This window comes from Microbacterium pullorum (genome assembly GCF_014836535.1).
GTDB classification, from domain to species: domain Bacteria; phylum Actinomycetota; class Actinomycetes; order Actinomycetales; family Microbacteriaceae; genus Microbacterium; species Microbacterium pullorum.
Window position 1 is genome coordinate 84,261 of sequence record NZ_JACSQP010000004.1, and the last position, 17,289, is coordinate 101,549.

Annotated in this window: 19 protein-coding genes; 15 read left to right on the top strand and 4 right to left on the bottom strand. The window is 71.5% G+C overall.

From position 1 onward, the window contains the following. Positions 1 to 39 precede the first annotated feature (39 nt). The 11 genes from H9651_RS07370 (at position 40) to H9651_RS07420 (ending at position 8,478) form a co-directional block, all read left to right on the top strand. Complete coding sequence (locus tag H9651_RS07370; RefSeq protein ID WP_191718659.1) at positions 40 to 471, top strand: Fur family transcriptional regulator; 432 nt, start codon at positions 40 to 42, stop codon at positions 469 to 471. Further along, positions 468 to 1,487 (top strand): permease, encoded by a 1,020-nt coding sequence (locus tag H9651_RS07375; protein ID WP_191718660.1) that lies wholly within the window; start codon positions 468 to 470, stop codon positions 1,485 to 1,487. Before H9651_RS07370 ends, H9651_RS07375 begins: the two co-directional genes overlap by 4 nt. A gap of 49 nt (positions 1,488 to 1,536) precedes the next feature. Beyond that, on the top strand, positions 1,537 to 2,403 hold the full coding sequence (locus tag H9651_RS07380; RefSeq protein WP_191718948.1) for a TIGR03943 family putative permease subunit: 867 nt from the start codon (positions 1,537 to 1,539) through the stop codon (positions 2,401 to 2,403). Next, entirely contained in the window at positions 2,393 to 3,814 is a 1,422-nt protein-coding gene (locus H9651_RS07385) for a hypothetical protein (RefSeq protein WP_191718661.1), read from the top strand. Before H9651_RS07380 ends, H9651_RS07385 begins: the two co-directional genes overlap by 11 nt. Further along, positions 3,811 to 4,518 carry a DNA-3-methyladenine glycosylase gene (locus tag H9651_RS07390; protein ID WP_191718662.1) on the top strand — a complete coding sequence of 236 codons (708 nt, stop codon included), beginning with the start codon at positions 3,811 to 3,813 and terminating at the stop codon, positions 4,516 to 4,518. Before H9651_RS07385 ends, H9651_RS07390 begins: the two co-directional genes overlap by 4 nt. Before the next feature lie 121 nt (positions 4,519 to 4,639). Further along, complete coding sequence (gene rpmB / locus H9651_RS07395) at positions 4,640 to 4,876, top strand: 50S ribosomal protein L28 (protein ID WP_191718663.1); 237 nt, start codon at positions 4,640 to 4,642, stop codon at positions 4,874 to 4,876. Then, the gene (rpmG, locus tag H9651_RS07400; RefSeq protein WP_005051772.1) at positions 4,876 to 5,046 is read left to right on the top strand and encodes a 50S ribosomal protein L33; all 171 of its coding nucleotides are present in this window, start codon (positions 4,876 to 4,878) and stop codon (positions 5,044 to 5,046) included. Before rpmB ends, rpmG begins: the two co-directional genes overlap by 1 nt. Positions 5,047 to 5,049: 3 nt before the next feature. Then, complete coding sequence (gene rpsN, locus H9651_RS07405) at positions 5,050 to 5,355, top strand: 30S ribosomal protein S14 (RefSeq protein WP_191718664.1); 306 nt, start codon at positions 5,050 to 5,052, stop codon at positions 5,353 to 5,355. A 150-nt stretch (positions 5,356 to 5,505) separates the two neighbouring features. After that, on the top strand, positions 5,506 to 5,883 hold the full coding sequence (locus H9651_RS07410) for a VOC family protein (RefSeq protein ID WP_191718665.1): 378 nt from the start codon (positions 5,506 to 5,508) through the stop codon (positions 5,881 to 5,883). A gap of 228 nt (positions 5,884 to 6,111) precedes the next feature. Further along, positions 6,112 to 6,399 (top strand): HU family DNA-binding protein, encoded by a 288-nt coding sequence (locus tag H9651_RS07415; protein WP_191718666.1) that lies wholly within the window; start codon positions 6,112 to 6,114, stop codon positions 6,397 to 6,399. A gap of 96 nt (positions 6,400 to 6,495) precedes the next feature. Next, complete coding sequence (locus H9651_RS07420; protein WP_318244799.1) at positions 6,496 to 8,478, top strand: cytochrome c oxidase assembly protein; 1,983 nt, start codon at positions 6,496 to 6,498, stop codon at positions 8,476 to 8,478. Positions 8,479 to 8,510: 32 nt separating this feature from the next. On the opposite strand, the gene H9651_RS07425 is transcribed toward H9651_RS07420, so the two are convergent. Next, positions 8,511 to 9,635: a hypothetical protein gene (locus H9651_RS07425; protein WP_225216509.1), complete on the bottom strand. Its 1,125-nt coding sequence runs from the start codon at positions 9,633 to 9,635 to the stop codon at positions 8,511 to 8,513. Positions 9,636 to 9,746: 111 nt separating this feature from the next. Here H9651_RS07425 and H9651_RS07430 point away from each other — a divergent pair, with 111 nt between their 5' ends. Next, a complete protein-coding gene (locus H9651_RS07430; protein WP_191718667.1) occupies positions 9,747 to 11,102 on the top strand; it encodes an ATP-dependent DNA helicase in 1,356 nt (451 codons plus the stop codon). Between the two features lie 12 nt (positions 11,103 to 11,114). Here H9651_RS07430 and H9651_RS07435 read toward each other — a convergent pair whose 3' ends face one another. Continuing rightward, entirely contained in the window at positions 11,115 to 11,771 is a 657-nt protein-coding gene (locus tag H9651_RS07435; RefSeq protein ID WP_191718668.1) for a biliverdin-producing heme oxygenase, read from the bottom strand. A gap of 72 nt (positions 11,772 to 11,843) precedes the next feature. Next, complete coding sequence (locus tag H9651_RS07440) at positions 11,844 to 12,152, bottom strand: DUF2470 domain-containing protein (RefSeq protein WP_191718669.1); 309 nt, start codon at positions 12,150 to 12,152, stop codon at positions 11,844 to 11,846. A gap of 76 nt (positions 12,153 to 12,228) precedes the next feature. Between H9651_RS07440 and H9651_RS07445 the strand changes: the two genes are divergently transcribed. Both H9651_RS07445 and H9651_RS07450 read left to right on the top strand, forming a co-directional pair. Further along, on the top strand, positions 12,229 to 13,515 hold the full coding sequence (locus H9651_RS07445) for a serine hydrolase domain-containing protein (RefSeq protein WP_191718951.1): 1,287 nt from the start codon (positions 12,229 to 12,231) through the stop codon (positions 13,513 to 13,515). A gap of 115 nt (positions 13,516 to 13,630) precedes the next feature. Further along, positions 13,631 to 14,509, top strand: coding sequence for an SDR family oxidoreductase (locus tag H9651_RS07450; protein ID WP_191718670.1), 879 nt, complete (start codon positions 13,631 to 13,633; stop codon positions 14,507 to 14,509). A 775-nt stretch (positions 14,510 to 15,284) separates the two neighbouring features. Here H9651_RS07450 and H9651_RS07455 read toward each other — a convergent pair. Next, entirely contained in the window at positions 15,285 to 16,016 is a 732-nt protein-coding gene (locus tag H9651_RS07455; protein ID WP_318244800.1) for a ThuA domain-containing protein, read from the bottom strand. On the opposite strand from H9651_RS07455, the gene H9651_RS15030 reads away from it, so the two are divergent. Continuing rightward, on the top strand, positions 16,009 to 17,145 hold the full coding sequence (locus H9651_RS15030) for a M24 family metallopeptidase (RefSeq protein ID WP_191718671.1): 1,137 nt from the start codon (positions 16,009 to 16,011) through the stop codon (positions 17,143 to 17,145). The two genes, H9651_RS07455 and H9651_RS15030, sit on opposite strands and share 8 nt — an antisense overlap. The last annotated feature ends 144 nt before the right edge of the window (positions 17,146 to 17,289 follow it).

A 17,289-nucleotide genomic window follows, 5' to 3' on the forward strand; every position in this document is an offset into this window, starting at 1 on the left:
CCAGCAGGCTCTGCACGGCGCCCACCTAGAATCGGAGCCATGGTCCAGCGAAACACGTGGCAGCGCGAGCGGGTGCGCGACGCTCTCGCCGACGCCTCCGGCTTCGTGAGCGCGCAGACCCTCCACGCCACGCTCCGCGACGAGAACACGGGCATCGGCCTGGCCACCGTGTACCGCGCGCTCGCGGGCCTGGCCGCCGCCGGCGACGCCGACCAGCTGCAGAGCCCCGAGGGCGAGGCGCTGTACCGCGCGTGCACGAGCGGCGGGCACCATCACCACCTCATCTGCCGCAACTGCGGACGCACGGTGGAGATCGCCGCGACCGACGTGGAGCAGTGGGCGCACCGCACCGCGGCGCAGCACGGCTTCACGCAGGCCGAGCACATCGTCGACATCTTCGGTGTGTGCGCGGCCTGCACCGCGCTGCAGGCCGAGACGCCGGGTGCCGTCGCGAAGGAACCGCTCGCGTGACGAGTGCCCAGCCGCGCACCGCGCGCCCGGCGCCGGCACGCAGCACACGCCTGCTGATCGCCCTCGGCCTCGGCACCCTCGTGGTCGCGGCCCTCCTCGTCGTCGCAGCCCTCAACCCCGCCGGGGCCCCGCTCCCGGCGCGCGCGCAGGACGGGCTGACCCTCGCCATCAGCGTGCTGATCGAATCGCTGCCGTTCGTGGTGCTGGGTGTGGTGCTGTCGATCGTCATCCAGGTGTGGCTGCCCCCCGGCGTCATCGAACGGTGGATGCCGCGACGCGCGTGGGCCCGGCGGGCGGTGCTGTCGCTGCTCGGCATGCTCGTGCCGGTCTGCGAGTGCGGCAACGTGCCGTTCGCCCGCGGGCTGATGATGCGCGGGTTCACCGTGCCCGAGACGCTCACGTTCCTCATCGCAGCCCCCATCGTCAACCCGATCGTCATCATCACGACGCACCAGGCGTTCGGGTTCGACGACGGCATCCTCATCGCCCGCCTCGTCGGCGGCTATGTCGTGGCCAACCTCATCGGCTGGCTGTACAGCCTGCACCCCGACCCCGACGGCCTCGTCACCGACCGGTTCCGCGACACGTGCGAACTGGTGGCGCTGGACACCCACGGCCGCGGTCGCCGCAGCCTCGCGCAGTTCGTCGTCGAGCTGCGCGCCGTCATGCCCGCCCTCGTCATCGGCTCGGCGCTGGCCGGCGCCGTGCACGTGCTCGTGCCCCGCGAGGCGCTCGTGGCGATCGGCTCGAACCCGGCGCTGTCGATCGCCGTCATGATCGCCCTCGCCATGATCGTGTCGATCTGTTCCAACGTCGACGCATTCTTCGCACTGTCGTTCGCCTCGACCTTCACTCCCGGCTCGATCGTGGCGTTCCTCGTGGTCGGCCCCATCGTCGACGTCAAGATGCTGGCCCTGCTGCGCACCACCTTCCGCACCCCGGTGCTGGTGGGTATGACGGTCGTGGTGGTGCTGTTCGCCTTCGCCCTCGGAACGGCGGTGAACCTCTTTGTCTGACGCCACCCTCACCCGGGAGCACCTCCCGCCCGCGTCCCACACCGACCACCTGACCCGCGGTCAGGCGCTCGCGACCCGCTGGCTGGGCGTGGGACTGACCTCAGCCGTCGCGGCGGTGACCCTCGTGCTGTGCCTCACCGGCCGCATCGGGCTCTACATCAACCCCGACACGGCCTGGTTCGCCGCGTCGTTCGCGGTGGTCGCGCTCGTCGGGGCGATCGCCAGCTTCGCGCTGCCGCTGGGTGCCGAAGCCGATCACGGCCACGACCACGGCGACGCGCACGCGGCCGCCTCGATGACGGTGACGGATGCCGCCGGCACCCGCCACCGCACCCGCGGCGACCGCCGCCGCCAAGACGTGCGTGCCGAGCACGACGCCACCGTCGACCACGACGCGGTCGTCGCCGCCGGATTCAGCCGCTCCACCGCCACCGCGGCGACCGTCATCGGCGGGGTGCTGGCGACCGGCGTCGTGGGCGCGATGCTGGTGCTGCCGCCCGCCTCGCTCTCGGCGGAGCTGGCGATGTCGCGCGACTCGGGCACGCCGCCGCTGTTCCAGGGGGCCGATGCCGTCGCGCTTGCCACCACCGGCGAGACCGAGAGCTTCGGCGTGGGGGAGTGGGCGGCGGTGTTCGCCACCGCCACCAACCCCGACGCGTTCGAGGGCGACCCCGTCACCCTCACCGGCTTCGTGACCCCGGGCGATGAGGGCTTCGACCTCACCCGGCTGGTCATCACCCACTGCGTCATCGACGCCCAGCCGGCCGGCGTGCCGGTGCAGGTGGGCGACGTCCCCGAGACGGGCCAGTGGGTCACCGTCAGCGGCGCGGTGCGCATGGCCGACGACGGATCGCTCGTGGTCGCCGCCACCGAAGTGACCCCCATCGACGAGCCCCAAGACCCGTATGAGTACTGACGTCACACGCCGCGGCACGCGTCGGGGCGGCGGTCGCCGCGGTGCCCGACGGCGTCGCGTGTTCGCCACGACGTTCGCCGTCGTCGTCGGCATGCTGCTGGTCGTCGGCCTCGGCGGTGCCGGCATCGCGAGCCTGCAGGGACCCCGCGTCACCGAGGTGCAGTTCGACCCCGAGGCGGCGATCTCGGCATCGGGATCGCGGCTGATCCTCACCACGACCCGTGCGCTGCAGGAGGTCGAGCCCGAGCAGGTCACCGTCACCCCGGCGACGCCGTTCACGGTGGACACATCGGGTCGCAGCGTGGGGGTGCGATTCACGCTGCCGCTGTACGACGACACCGAGTACACGGTGCGCGTCGAGGGGCTGCAGGCTGTGGGCGGAGGGCCCGAGGCCGACGTCGTCGAGACCCTGCAGACGCCGCCGCTGGAGCTGTTCATCCTGCGCCGCTCCGACACCGGTGACACCATCTTCCGCACCGACCTGACCGGTGAGAGCGCCGTGCCCGTGTACGAGCATCCGCACATCGAGGACTTCCGCGCCACCTCGAGCCGCCTCGTCGTGTCGGTGCTCGATGAAGACGACGAGACCGCCCTCATCGTGACCGACCTCGACGGCGCCGGTGCCACCGAGCTCACGCTCCCCGGCGACGGGCGCGTGACCAATCTGCAGAGCGCCGACCGGGGCGACCTGATCGGGTACGTCTACACGGCCGACGACGTCGGCATCGGCGGTGGTGCCGAAAGCGTGCTGTACACCGCGTCGCTGCGCGATCCCGATGCCGAGCCCGTCGCCGTGGCGATCGCCGGCGATGAGCAGCGCGTCGCCGACTGGCGCTTCGTCCCCGACACCGACGCGCTGCTGGTGCTCACCTTCGACAGTCGTCTGCTGCTGTCGGCGTCGACCGGGGCCGATGCCGTCGAACTCGGCACCGCGATCGCGATCGACGGCATCGCGCGGGGGACACCGGTCGCCGCGGTCGAACGCGTCGACGGGCTGGTGCTGGTGAACCTCGTCGACGGCACCGAGGCCGCGCTGCCGCTCGCGACGGCCGACATGCGGCCGAGCCTCGTGCTGCCGTTGCCGGACGACGCCGGCACGCTGCAGACCGTCGCCCGGTTCGACGGGCTCACCCCCGTGAGCACGTCGGTGGAGGTCGTGTCCGCCGACGGCACGAGCCGGTCGGTGTTCGAGACCGGCGGCGCCGACGCCGTGCTGCAGACGTGCGTCTCGCCCAGCGGCCGGTACGCGGCCGTGCTCGTGGCGCCGGACGTCGTGTCGAACCCCTACGACATGTACGGCGTCCCGCTGCCGCAGACCCTCGAAACCCACATCGTCGCCCTCGCCGACGGTGAGCTGGTGGTGCCCCTCACCGGCTTCGACGTGTCGTGGTGCCAGGTTCCCCCGCAATGAGCGCGCTGCGCCCTGCGACCCGCGACGACCTCGCCGCGTTACCGCTCGACGTCGCGCCGCGCCTGCTCGGCGGCGTGCTGCGGGTGACGGCTGCGGGCGAGACGGTCGCGGTGCGGGTGACCGAGGTCGAGGCCTACCACGGACGAGGCACGGGCGATGTGCCCGACCCCGGCTCGCACGCGCGGATGGGCCGCACCTCCCGCAACGCCACGATGTGGGGCGAACCCGGCCACCTGTACGTGTACCTGAGTCACGGCATCCACTCGTGCATCAACGTCGTCTGCGGACCCGACGGGGTGGCCGGTGGTGTGCTGCTGCGCGCCGGCGAGGTGATCGAAGGGCTCGATGCCGCGCGCCGCCGCCGACCCGCAGCGCGCGTGGACCGCGACCTCGCCCGGGGCCCCGGGCGCCTGGGCGACGCGATCGGGCTGCGGCATCCGCTGCATGACGGCATCGACGCCATCACCGGGGCGCCGTGGCACGGTGCCGTAGCTCACCTGCTGCTGCCGGTCGACCCGTTGCCGGAGCCGGCGACCGGCCCGCGAGTCGGCGTGGCGGGCGAAGCGGGGACGGCTGCGTTCCCGTGGCGGTTCTTCATCTCCGGCGACCCGACCGTCTCGGCGTTCCGCTGGGGGCGGGGCGCGGGACCCGGGGCCGAGGAGGCACCCGCCGGCAAGGAGACACGCCTTCCCGTGCTAGACTGACTCTTCGTCTGCGCGCACTCCAGCACGCAGTTCGCGCCCTGCCGCCGATTCTGGTGAACGGGGTGCAGACAAGGGATCTTGGGTGGCACCGTCCGGTGCCACGGTACTAAGGAGACATCACATGGCAGCAGTGTGCCAGGTGACTGGAGCTGTTCCCGGCTTCGGTCACAACATCTCGCACTCGCACCGCCGGACGAAGCGCCGCTTCGACCCGAACGTGCAGAAGAAGACCTACTTCGTGCCCTCGCTCGGCCGCAAGATCACCCTGAACGTGTCCGCTAAGGGCATGAAGGTGATCGACGCTCGTGGCATCGAGTCGGTTGTGAAGGACATGATCGCGAAGGGTGTGAAGCTCTGATGGCCAAGAAGGCTCAGGACGTCCGTCCGATCATCAAGCTGCGTTCGACGGCCGGCACGGGGTACACCTACGTGACGCGCAAGAACCGCCGCAACAACCCCGACCGCATCGTGCTGAAGAAGTACGACCCGGTGATCCGCAAGCACGTCGAATTCCGAGAGGAGCGTTGATCCATGGCTAAGAAGAGCAAGATCGCGCGCAACGAGCAGCGCAAGGTGGTCGTCGACCGCTACGCCGCGAAGCGCGCCGAGCTGAAGAAGGCCCTGGTCGACCCGACCTCGACCGACGAGCAGCGCGAAGCCGCCCGTGTCGGCCTGCAGAAGCTCCCCCGCAACGCGTCGCCCGTGCGTCTGCGTTCGCGCGACGTCATCGATGGCCGCCCCCGCGGTGTCCTCACGAAGTTCGGCATCTCGCGTGTGCGCTTCCGTGACATGGCGCACCGGGGCGAGCTGCCCGGCGTGACCAAGTCGTCCTGGTGACACTCGGTCGCTGATCGTTCTCGAAGGGCCCGGTACTGATCGCAGTGCCGGGCCCTTCGGCGTGCTCTGAGACGGCCATTGCGCCGGCGGAACGCCGAGGGTATGGTCTCCTCTTCCGTGCGCACGGCACGGCGGGATGAAAGGACCGGCATGGCCATCACCGCCTCCGCGATCTCTCTCAACGTGGAAGACGTCGACGCCTCGGCGCGCTTCTTGCAGGACAACCTCGGCTTCGCCGTCGAGATGTCCCAGGACGGATTCGTCTCGCTGACGCGAGAAGACGTCGGGTTCAACGTCATCTTCCTTCGCACGGGTCTGGCGACCTTCAAACCCGCCTCCCACGCGGGCGCGGCAGGGCAGGGTCTGCTGCTGGTGCTCGTGGTCGACGACATCGACGATCAGTGGCACCGGCTGTCGGCGGCAGATGTGCCGGTCGCGACGCCCATCGAAACGGAGCCTTGGGGGGAGCGCTACTTCCAGGTACTCGACCCCAACGGCATCGTGATCCAGCTCGTGCAGTGGGTGTGATGACCGGTCGGCGTGGACGCAGCAGGGTACCGGCAGGCGCCTCAGCAGTCACATCCGTCACCAATAGCCTGCGACACGCCGGTGAATGTGGCCCCGGACGGGCTCAAATCCGCGTGATTCCGCGGATCGTGGGTATATTCGGGCTCGGTCGAACTGACCAGCCCGGGGGCAGCCGCCTCCGGTCCGAAGTACAAGAAGGCGGCACTCACCGCCTTGGAGGACAACCCCATGGCTGACAAGTCCATCACCAAGACCGAGCTCGTCGCGAGCATCGCCAGCGCCACCGGTCAGAGCCAGGCCGCCGTCTCCGGCGTGCTCGACGCCCTCTTCTCGACCGTCGCCGACGCCGTCGCCAAGGGCAGCAAGGTCTCGATCCCGGGCTGGATCGCCTTCGAGCAGGTCGCGACCTCCGCTCGCACCGGCCGCAACCCCCAGACCGGCGAAGAGATCAAGATCGCCGCGGGCAAGCGCGTCAAGGTCACCGCCGGCTCGAAGCTCAAGGCAGCCGTCAAGTAACCACTGCGTGACGAAGGGGGATGCCACTGCCGGCATCCCCCTTTCGCATGCCCGGGCGCGGCGTCTGCGTGCAGCGCGCCGCCGTAGGCTTGTGTGGTGAACTCCCGAGCTCTGCGCCTTGCCGGTCCGGCGATCCTCGTGGTCGCCGCGGTCGTGGCGTTGCTGTGGGCTCTGGCCGCCGCCGGCGGGGCGGCGCCGCTGCGCCTGGGCGACCCCGGGCCTGTGGTGCGCTGGGGGCTGCCGGTGGCCAAGCTCACCGTCAACCTCGCCGCAGCCGTGATGGTCGGCTCGCTCGTGCTGGCCCTGTACGCCCTGCGCGCCGGCTCTCGCGCCTTCGACGTGGCGCTCGACGCCGCCTCGGTCGGCGCGGCCGTGTTCACCGTGTCGGCGGGTGTCACCGGGTTCTTCACGGTGCTCAACGCCCTCGGCTCCACTCCCAGTGCCGACGCTCAGTTCGGCCAGCAGCTGGGACGCTTCCTCATCCAGCAGGAACTGGGCCGGGCGTGGCTGATCACGACCATCGCCGGCGCGGTGCTGACGGTGCTGATCTTCGCCGTGCGCTCGTGGACCCCGACCCTGATGGTCGCGATCCTCGCCATCGCCGCGCTCGTGCCGATGGCCACGCAGGGCCACTCCGGCGACGATGCCAACCACAGTGCCGCCGTCATGGCGCTCGTGCTCCACGTCGTCGCCGCCGCGGTGTGGCTCGGCGGCCTCGTGCTGCTCGTGCTCGTGCGTCCCGTGCTCACCCGCACCGAGATGACCGGTGTGCTGCGCCGCTACTCGTCGCTCGCGCTCGTCTCCTTCGTCGTCGTCGCGATCTCGGGCACCGCCCGGGCGCTCGCCGGGGGCATCACGCTCGAACTGCTCACCTCGCCCTACGGCATCGTGCTGCTGATCAAGATCGCCGCCCTCCTCGCGCTCGGCATGCTCGGCGCCTGGTACCGGGTGCGGCTCATCGAGCGCATCGCCGACGATGCGGCATCCCGCCGCTTCTGGGGGCTCATCTCCATCGAGCTCGCCTTCATGGGCATCGCCAGCGGCGCGGCGGCGGCCCTCGCCCGCACGCCCCCGCCGGTGGACACCTCACTGTCGGGGCTGACGCCCGCGCAGATCCTCACCGGGGCGCCGCTGCCGCCGGAGTTCACCCTCGTGCGCTGGTTCACCGCCTGGGAGATCGACCTGCTGTGGGCCTTCGCGGTCGGCTTCGGTGCGTTCTTCTACCTCGCCGGTGTCATCCGCCTGCACCGTCGCGGTGACACCTGGCCCATCTACCGCACGGTGTTGTGGCTCGTGGGCCTCGCGCTGCTGCTGTGGGTCACCGGGGGGCCCATCAACGTGTACCAGGACTATCTGTTCAGCGTGCACATGGTCGGGCACATGCTGCTGGCGATGGCCATACCGCTGTGCCTGGTCGCCGGTGCGCCGGTGACGCTCGCCGCGCGCGCGATCCGCAAGCGCGACGACGGTACCCGGGGCGGCCGCGAGTGGATCCTGTGGGCGGTGCACACCCCGTTCTCGAAGGTGGTGACGCATCCGCTGTTCGCGGCGGCGATGTTCATCGGGTCGCTGTGGGTGTTCTACTACACCGACCTGTTCCGCTGGTCGCTGTACGACCACATCGGGCACGAGTGGATGGTCGCCCACTTCCTCATCTCGGGGTACCTCTTCGCGCTGTCGCTCGTGGGCATCGACCCGGTGCCCTACCGCTTCCCGTATCCGTTCCGGCTCGTGACGCTCATCGCGGTCATGGCGATGCACGCGTTCTTCGGCATCGCGATCATGATGCAATCCGGCCTCATGGTGGCGGAGTGGTTCGGCGCCATGGGGCGCACGTGGGGCCCGACACCGCTGGAGGACCAGTACGTCGGCGGTGGCGTCGCCTGGTCGGTGGGCGAGATCCCCACCCTCATCCTCGCGCTCGTCGTCGCCATCCAGTGGAGTCGCAGCGACGAGCGCACGCAACGTCGCCGCGACCGGCAGGCAGACCGCACCGGCGACGCCGAGCTCAACGAGTACAACGAGCGGCTCGCGCAGCTGGCTGAGCGCGACGCGCGGCGCGAGCGCGCCGGGCGCTGACGCCGCGGCATCCCCTCATCCGCCGGCGGCGGTCACTGCTCGCCCGAGACCACGATCGATGCGGTGCCGTCGGGCAGCACCGTGATGCTGCCGGTGAACCGGAACGGCACGTCCTCGGACACGGGGTACACCGTGCCGTCGAAGAGCGACTTGATGTCGACGTCGATATGGGCGACCGCCTCGGTCACGGGGATCCTCCAGCCGGCGCCGTCGGGCTCCACCGTGACGACCGGGCTCTGCGCGATCGACCACACCGGCAGCTGATCGAGGCGGTTGCGCACCGTGTAGCCGAAGGGGCAGCCGGCGGGCTGGAGCACCTGCTGGGTGGCGCACTCGGCCAGGAACTGATCGACACGCTCCTGTACGACCCCGACGAACTCTTCGGTGGGCTGCGCCTGCAATTCGATCGGGATGCCGGCCTGCGGCGAGTCCGACAGCACTGCGACCCCGGGGGTCGCAGACATCGCCGTGTCGACCGAGACCGAATACACGCCGGGGGAGAACACCAGCATCGGCACGGCGGCTGCAGGGTCGGCCTCGGCTCCGGCGGCGGACACCTGCCGCTTGTCCAGCTCGAACCCGTTGACCGTGAACTGCATGGAGCCGTGCACCGTGAGGTCGATCACGGCCAGCGGCGACTGCGCGAAGCGCCAGGCCGGCGCCACACCGATCCAGCCGTTGCGCTCCACGCGGAACGTCGTGGTGCCGGGGTACGCGCCCGCCCGGTACGACACCGTGACCTTCGCCACGCCGTCCTGCATCTCTTCGGAGACGACGGCGACCTCGGTGAGTCCGGCCAGCGCGGCGGGGCGCAGCAGCGCGTCGGATGCCGTCGCGGGCAGCCCCGCATCCTCGAGGTCGACCGAACTCACCATGACGCCCGGGACGTCGAGGGCGTCGGCCGCGCGCCCCTCGCCGAGCATCGCGAGATACCGGCCGACGAACGCACTCGGACTGTAGAACTGCGCGTACAGCGCGCCCGCGGTCGCCGCGAGGGCGCCCATCAGCAGCACGCCGACGATGGTGAGCAGAGTGATGTCCAGGGCGAGGCGCTGACGGGTGCGGCGGCGCCGCTCGGCGCGCGCGGGCGGGCGGGTGCCGGCGGGCGCGTCGGCGCGCGTGCGCTCGCCGACCGTGCCGGCCACCCCCTGCTCCATGCCCTCAGTCTAGGAACTCCCGGGCGCGTCGGCTCGGGGCGTCTTCCCAGGTGACGGCCCACATCCCGCCGCGCGCGGCGCGGGCGCCCGCGGGTGTGCGAGCATGAATCGGTGAGCACGCCGCCCCTCTCCGACGAACAGGAAGAGGTGTTCCGTCTCATCGAGGACACGAACGAACACGTGTTCGTCACCGGCAGGGCCGGCACCGGCAAGTCCACGCTGCTTCGCCACCTCGCCTGGAACACCGACAAGCAGATCGCCGTGTGCGCACCCACGGGGGTGGCGGCGCTCAACGTCGAAGGACAGACGATCCACTCGCTGTTCCGCCTGCCGATCGGGCTCATCGCCGGCAGCGACCTCGACCAGCCCGACCAGACCCGTCGCATCCTCAACGCCCTCGACACCCTCGTCATCGATGAGGTGTCGATGGTCAACGCCGACCTCATGGATGCCATGGACCGCTCGCTGCGGCAGGCACGCGGTCGTCGCAGCGAACCCTTCGGCGGTGCGCAGGTCGTCATGTTCGGCGACCCGTACCAGCTGGCCCCGGTGCCGCCGCGCGGCGACGAGATGCGCTACGTCCGCGACCACTACCGGTCGTTCTGGTTCTTCGACGCGCACGTGTGGGCGGGGGAGTCGGATGAGAGCGCCGACGGCGGCCTCATCGACCTCGGGCGCCACGGCGCGAAGCTCAACATCCGAGAGCTCCGCGACATCCACCGGCAGTCCGACCCGACGTTCAAGATCCTGCTCAACGCCGTGCGCCACGGTGTCGTGACCGCCGACATGGCCGAGGTGCTCAACACCGCCGGTGCCCGGCGCCCGCCGGAGCCCAGCGGCGACGAGCCTCCCATCATCACGCTGGCCACCCGCAACGACATCGTCAATCGCATCAACCAGCGGCACCTCGACGCGCTGCCGGGCTCCGTGCAGAAGGCGCGCGCCGAGGTGAGCGGCGACTTCGGCCGGGGCGACGCCGCGCTCCCCGCCGAGCGCGAACTGCAGCTCAAGGTGGGCGCGCAGGTGATGTTCCTGCGCAACGACGTGGGAGGGTTCGGCGAGCCGCCGCGCTGGGTCAACGGCACCATCGGCACCGTCACCCGCATCGCCGGGTCGACGGTGCGGGTCGACGTGGACGGCGAGGAGCACGACGTCGAGCCCACCGTGTGGGAGAGGTTCCGGTACGCCTACGACGCGGCATCCAAGTCGCTCTCGCGCGACATCGTGGCGGAGTTCACGCAGTTCCCGCTGCGGCTCGCGTGGGCGGTGACCATCCACAAGTCCCAGGGCAAGACGTACGAGCGCGCGATCGTCGACCTCGGCTCGGGCGCGTTCGCGCCGGGACAGACCTATGTCGCGCTGTCGCGGCTGACGAGCCTCGACGGGCTCTACCTCACACGGCCGCTGCGCCCCAGCGACATCCGCGTCGACCCGGACGTGCGCCGCTTCATGCGGCCGCGCGCGTGACGGGGTCGCGGCTCAGGCGACGCGCACGTCGGACTTCGCGCGGGCGAGGTCTTCGAACAGCTCGGTGTTGAACCGGTACGCCAGCAGCACCTCGTCGATGACCCGCTCCTTCTCGGCGTCGTCCCAGGGGGCGGCGTCGAGCTGCTCGCGGTAGACGTCCTTGAACGCCTTCGGATCGGCGATGTCACCGAACAGGTAGAAGCCGATGCCGTTGGTCTCGAACCCGAAGCGGCGGGACATGAGCCGGCCGATGAACAGGCCACCTGACAGGTCGCCGAGGTAGCGGGTGTAGTGGTGGGCGACGAAGCCGCCGGCCCACGTCGCGCCGACGGCGTTGATGCGGTCGACGTAGCGGCGGGTGGTGGGGAGCGGGGTGACGGTGTCGCGCCAGTCGGGGCCGATCAAGAACTCGAGGTCCGATTCGAGGGCCGGCAGGCGCGTGAGCCGGTCGGTGATGAACACCGATGCCACCGGGTCGCTCTTCATGCGCTCGGCGGCCTGCTCCAGCGCCTTGTAGATGAACCAGTGCTGCACGACGAGGGCGATGTAGTCGTCGCGCGTGCCGTCGCCCTTGATGAGGTCGGCCATGAAACCGGCGCTCTCGCTGCCGGAGTGGGCGCTCGTGGAGCGCTGGCGCAGGGCGGCGGAGAAGGGGATGAGATCGGGCATGCCGTCATGCTAGCGCAATGAGGCTCAGCTAACCTGAAGCTTTTCGCGGCCGTGGCTCCGGTCCCGAGCGGGTCAGTCGTGCGGGCGGGCGTCGACGCCGAGCGCGACGCAGGCGGCGTCGTAGAGGGCCACGATCTCGCGCCGTACGTCCCGCCGCTCGGTGATGGATCCGCCCGGCCACGGCACCCGCACCGTCTCGCGCGACCCGTCGCCGCGCACTGCGATCCACTCGCCGCCGTCGCCGTCGAACCCCGTCATCACGGCATCCGTGGCATCGGCCGCGCCGAACGCGCGCGCGATCAGCAGGTTGTCGGCGGTGTGGTCGTCGTTCATGTGACCCAGCACGCCGGACACGGCGTCGTCATCGAAGGTGTGCGGCATGAGCCCAGGTTAGGTGAGGCGTGCGGGGCAGGCCTCCCGGGTGTGTTTGAATCGATGGAGGATTTCGGGGGTGGAGATGCCGCAGGACAACCGCGCACGGCGCACCGCATCGGTGATCGCCGGCGCTGTCGGCATCGCGCTTGCGCTCGCCGCGTGCTCGACAGGCGAGGTGACGGCCGTTCCCGACGTGCCCGAGCAGGTCGACTCCGCGCTCCCCGGTGAGACCCAGCAGCAGCTGCAGGCCGCTGTCGAGCGCGCGATGGCGGCCACCGGCGCCACCGGAGCGATCGTGGGCGTCTGGGCGCCGTGGAGCGGCACCTGGGTGGCCGGGCTCGGCACGACCGCGGTCGGCGGCGAGGCTGTGAGCACCGACATGCGCTTCCGCATCGGCAACGTGACGCGGGCGATGACCTGCGACGTGCTCGACGGCGCCGCGGAGCGCGGCCTCGTCTCGCACGACGACTCGCTGACCGAGTGGACCACGGGCATGCCCGGATACGAAGACGTCACGCTCGGCCAGCTCTGCGACTCGACGAGCGGGATCGCCTCGTTCGGCGGTGTCGTGAGCTCGCGACTGCGGGTGACGCCCGAGCGGGTGTGGAGCCCCAAGGAGCTCGCCTCCTACGGCATGGGCGCCGGACGCACCGGTGCGCCGGGCACCGCATACTCCGACTCCGACACCGGTTACGTGCTGCTCGGTCTGGCGCTGGAGCGCGCGACGGGCATGGATGCCGCGGAGATGTACGAGACCTACGTCACCGAGCCGCTGGGCCTGGACCACACCCTGCTTCCTGCGCCGACCACCGACCTCGCCGAGGCAGCCGCGCCCATGCTCCCCGGCTACTACTCGGCGCCGACGCCGGAGGGTCCGCTCAACTGCGCCGAGCCCACCGACATCACCTCGCTCTCGTCGAGCGCCGGCTTCACGGCATCGGGTGTCGTGTCCGACATCGACGACCTGGGTGTGTACCTGCAGGCCCTCGCGACCGGCGCCCTCCCCGGCACGAGCGACGAACGCTTCGCGGCCCCGCTGCCGGTCGCCGCCGATCAGCCCGCGTGGTTCACCGCCGACGGCGGCGCGTACCAGGCCGGGTCGCTCATCGGCCAGTTCGGCTCGGTCCCCGGCTACCTCACCGCCGGCTTCGCCGACCCCGAGACCGGCATGACGGTCGCGGTCGTGCTGAACAACTCCAGCGCGACCGCGAACATGGCGTCGTACCTCGCGTGGGAGCTCGCCGCCATCACTTCCAAGGCGCCCGCCGCATCAGGCCAGACCGCGCCGAGCGCGGGACTGCCGTGGACCGCCGAGCAGTACGCCGAGGCGGTCACCGCAAACGCCGTCTGCCCGCTGCCCGAGGGCTGATCCCGCCCGACGGTTCACCGGGCGGCTGTTTTCGCCATCCGGCGAGGGGTGTCAACCCCTTTTCGCCTTTTGCGCGCCTCCCGCAGGGTGGAAGGACGCCCACGGAAGGAGAACCATGACCACGCAGGATCCCCGAGACAAGCACCACGACGGCGAGTTCCCCGCGCAGCACCAGCAACAGCCGGGGCTCACGACCGAGACGCTGCCCACCCCCGACCACGGGGAGCAGTCGTACCGCGGCAGCGGCCGGCTCGAGGGGCGCCGCGCGCTCATCACCGGCGGTGACTCCGGCATCGGCCGCGCCGTCGCGATCGCCTTCGCCCGCGAGGGCGCCGACGTCGCCATCGCCCACCTGCCCGAGGAGCAGGCGGACGCCGAGGCCACGGTCGCGCTGATCGAGGACGCCGGACGCCGCGCGGTGGCGCTGCCCGGCGACATCCGCGACGAAGAGTTCGCCACCGGCATCGTCGCCGACACCGTGTCGCAGCTGGGCGGCCTCGACCTCGTCGTGCTCAACGCGGCCTATCAGAAGGACCGCGACGGCATCGAGAACCTCCCCACCGACGGGTTCGACCGCGTCTTCCGCACCAACCTGTACGGCATGCTCTGGACCGCCCGCGCCGCCGTGCCGCACCTGCAGCCGGGGGCGTCGATCATCGTCACCTCGTCGGTGCAGGCCTTCAACCCGTCGCCCGGCCTCATCGACTACGCCATGACGAAGGCCGCACAGGTGGCGTTCGTGCGGGCGTTGGCCGAAGAACTCGGGCCCCGCGGCATCCGCGTCAACGCCGTCGCCCCCGGGCCCGTCTGGACCCCGCTCATCCCCGCGACCGGCTGGGATTCCGACCATCTCGCCGAGTTCGGCCAGGACACCCCGCTCGGCCGTGCCGGTCAGCCCGCCGAGCTGGCGGGTGCGTACGTCTACCTCGCCTCCGAGGCAGGGTCGTACACGTCGGGTGCGGTGCTGCCGGTCACCGGCGGCAAGCACCTGTAGGTCGCGGGGACGCGTGGTCGCCGTGTCGCGGGGTCGGGTGGTCGCGGGGCCGCGGGGCCGGGTGGTACCGGGGTCGCGGGGCCGGGTGGTCGCGGGGTCGCCGGGCTCCGTGGCTCCCGCGGCGCCGCGGCATCCGCCCCGGCCCGTCGCCACGTCTTCGGTGATCGACGGTGCTTCGGATGCCACCGGCGTTTCGGCTCCGCAGAACGGTAGATCTCCGGAGTTGTGGCGACGGCGCGGCGCGGCGGGGCTCCACGGCCGGACCGGGGCGCGCGAGCCGGCTCAGCCCAGCCCAGCCTGGCTCCCGCCCCCGGCCCGTCGCCACTTCTACGGTGATCGACGGTATTTCGGATGCCACCCGCGTTTCGGCTCCGAAGAACGGTAGATCTCCGGAGTTATGGCACCGGCCATGCGCGGCATCCGCCCCGGCCCCGTCGCCACTTCCTCGGTGATCGACGGTGCTTCGGATGCCACCGGCGTTTCGGCTCCGTAGAACGGTAGATCTCCGGGGCTGTGGCGAGGGCGGGGCGCGGCGGCGCTCCACGGCCGGGGCCGGGGCGCGCGAGCCGGCTCAGCCCAGCCGAGCCCACCCCAGCCCGGCCCAGCCCAGCCCAGCCCAGCCCAGCCCAGCCCAGCTCGCCCCGGCCTGGCTCCGCCCCGGCCCCGTCGCCACTTCCTCGGTGATCGACGGTGCTTCGGATGCCACCGGCGTTTCGGCTCCGCAGAACGGTAGATCTCCGGAGCTGTGGCGACGGCGCGGCGGGCGCGAGCCGGCTCAGGCCGGGTCGGCCGCAGCCCAGCGGGCGAGGGCCGCGATGAGGTCACGATGTCCTGCCGACTCATACGACCGCTCGTCGTGGCCGAGGGTGTCCACCGCCACGCGGGCCCGCCCGTGGGTGCGCACCCAGGCCGCCGGCATCCGCTCGCCGTCGGTCTCGTGGGTCGCCACGACCGTGCGCTGCCCGAACTGCTGCAGCCGGCAGTACCGTTCGTCGAACACGGTGAACCCGGGGGCATGCGTGCCGTCGGGGAGCGGTGCGGTGGCGATGTCCACGTCGCCGATCTCGGGATGCCACGACGCCTGCGGCACCCACATGCCGCCGATCGCCGGGGCCCACGACGGGTAGTCCCGCAGCGACGCGACGGCGCAGTGCACCGCGAGCAGCCCCATCCCGCGCTCGAGTGCGTGGTCGAACCCCGCGACGGATGCCGCGGGAGCCGTGGCCGTACGATCGTCGCCCCACGGGTCGCCGGCATTGACCACGAGCAGGTCGACGCCGTCGAGCCGGGTCATCGCGGCATCCACGTCACCGTCGATCGCCGTGTCGAATCCGGCCCGCACCAGCACCTGGGCCAGCAGCGGGCTCGTGCGGTCGAACGGATGCCACGGGTCGGCGTAACGGCCGGACCCGCTGAGGACGAGGGCGGTGGGGGAGCTGGGCATGATGCTCACCACGGTAGCGCTGCCGGTCGGCACCCCGCGGTCGTAGGGTGTCGTCGTGAGCACCACGCCGACGATTTCGCGGTTCCCCTCCGATGTCTATGCCGATCGTCTCGCGCGCGCCGCCCGCGCCACGCAGGCCGCCGGACTGGATGGCCTCGTGATCACTCCGGGCCCCGACCTGCAGTACCTCTTGGGTGCGACGGCGTCGTCGCTCGAGCGGCTGACCGCGCTCGTGGTGCCGGCCGACGGGTCGGATGCGGTCGTCATCGTGCCGCGGCTCGAGCTCGCCTCGCTCGGACCCTCCGCCGTCGCCGAGCTCGGGATGCCCGTGCGCGACTGGACCGACGGCGACGATCCGTACCGCCTCGTCGCGGCGGCGGTCGGCGTCGGCTCCGGCCGCATCGCCGTGGCCGACGCCATGCCGGCGCTCCACGTCATCCCGCTCGCCGACAGGTTCGGGCGGATGCCGATTCTTGCGACCGCGGTGCTGCGGGAGCTGCGCATGGTCAAGGACCCCGCCGAGGTCGCGGCGCTGCGCCGGGCGGGCGACGCCATCGACCGCGTGCACGCGCGCATGGCGGAGTTGCTGCAGGTCGGCCGCACCGAGCGGGACGTCGCCGCGCTCATCGCCGCGGCGATCGTCGCGGAGGGTCACGAGGCGGCCGACTTCGTCATCGTCGGATCGGGGCCGAACGGCGCCGACCCCCACCACGAGGTATCCGACCGCGTCGTCGAGGCCGGCGACATCGTGGTGATCGACATCGGCGGCGCGGTGACCCCCGGCTACTACTCCGACTCCACCCGCACCTACGCGATGGGCGATCCCGCTCCCGACATCGCGGACACGATCGCAGTGCTCGAGCGCGCCCAGCAGGCGGCCCGCGACGCGGTGCGCCCCGGCGTCACCGCCGCGGCCGTCGACGCGGCGGCGCGCGACGTGCTCGTGGCCGCGGGGCTCGGCGACGCGTTCGTGCACCGCACCGGCCACGGCATCGGGCTGTCGGTGCACGAGGAGCCCTACGTCGTCGCAGGAAACGACACGCCACTCGTGCCGGGCATGGCATTCAGCATCGAGCCGGGCGTCTACTTCCCCGGCCGGTGGGGTGCGCGCATCGAAGACATCGTCGTGGTGACCGATGACGGCGCCGACGCGCTCAACCGCCGTCCGCGCGGTCTCACCGTGCTCGGCTGACGGCCGCGATCGCCGCTCCGTTTGCCGCACCTCGCGCCACGATCGCGGGGATCGGCCGGACTTCGGATGCCACCGGCATCCTGGCTCCGAATCACTGACGTTCTCCGAGGTGGCGGCGATGGCCGGCGCGGGAGTTGCCGGTGT

Coding starts and splice junctions, on each gene's coding strand:
- H9651_RS07410 (WP_191718665.1), top strand. CDS start 5,506: ATGGCCATCACCGCCTCCGCGATCTCTCTCAACGTGGAAGACGTCGAC.
- H9651_RS07450 (WP_191718670.1), top strand. CDS start 13,631: ATGACCACGCAGGATCCCCGAGACAAGCACCACGACGGCGAGTTCCCC.
- rpmG (WP_005051772.1), top strand. CDS start 4,876: ATGGCCAAGAAGGCTCAGGACGTCCGTCCGATCATCAAGCTGCGTTCG.
- H9651_RS07370 (WP_191718659.1), top strand. CDS start 40: ATGGTCCAGCGAAACACGTGGCAGCGCGAGCGGGTGCGCGACGCTCTC.
- H9651_RS07425 (WP_225216509.1), bottom strand. CDS start 9,635: ATGGAGCAGGGGGTGGCCGGCACGGTCGGCGAGCGCACGCGCGCCGAC.
- H9651_RS07440 (WP_191718669.1), bottom strand. CDS start 12,152: ATGCCGCACACCTTCGATGACGACGCCGTGTCCGGCGTGCTGGGTCAC.
- H9651_RS07415 (WP_191718666.1), top strand. CDS start 6,112: ATGGCTGACAAGTCCATCACCAAGACCGAGCTCGTCGCGAGCATCGCC.
- rpsN (WP_191718664.1), top strand. CDS start 5,050: ATGGCTAAGAAGAGCAAGATCGCGCGCAACGAGCAGCGCAAGGTGGTC.
- H9651_RS07435 (WP_191718668.1), bottom strand. CDS start 11,771: ATGCCCGATCTCATCCCCTTCTCCGCCGCCCTGCGCCAGCGCTCCACG.
- H9651_RS07445 (WP_191718951.1), top strand. CDS start 12,229: ATGCCGCAGGACAACCGCGCACGGCGCACCGCATCGGTGATCGCCGGC.
- rpmB (WP_191718663.1), top strand. CDS start 4,640: ATGGCAGCAGTGTGCCAGGTGACTGGAGCTGTTCCCGGCTTCGGTCAC.
- H9651_RS07390 (WP_191718662.1), top strand. CDS start 3,811: ATGAGCGCGCTGCGCCCTGCGACCCGCGACGACCTCGCCGCGTTACCG.
- H9651_RS07385 (WP_191718661.1), top strand. CDS start 2,393: ATGAGTACTGACGTCACACGCCGCGGCACGCGTCGGGGCGGCGGTCGC.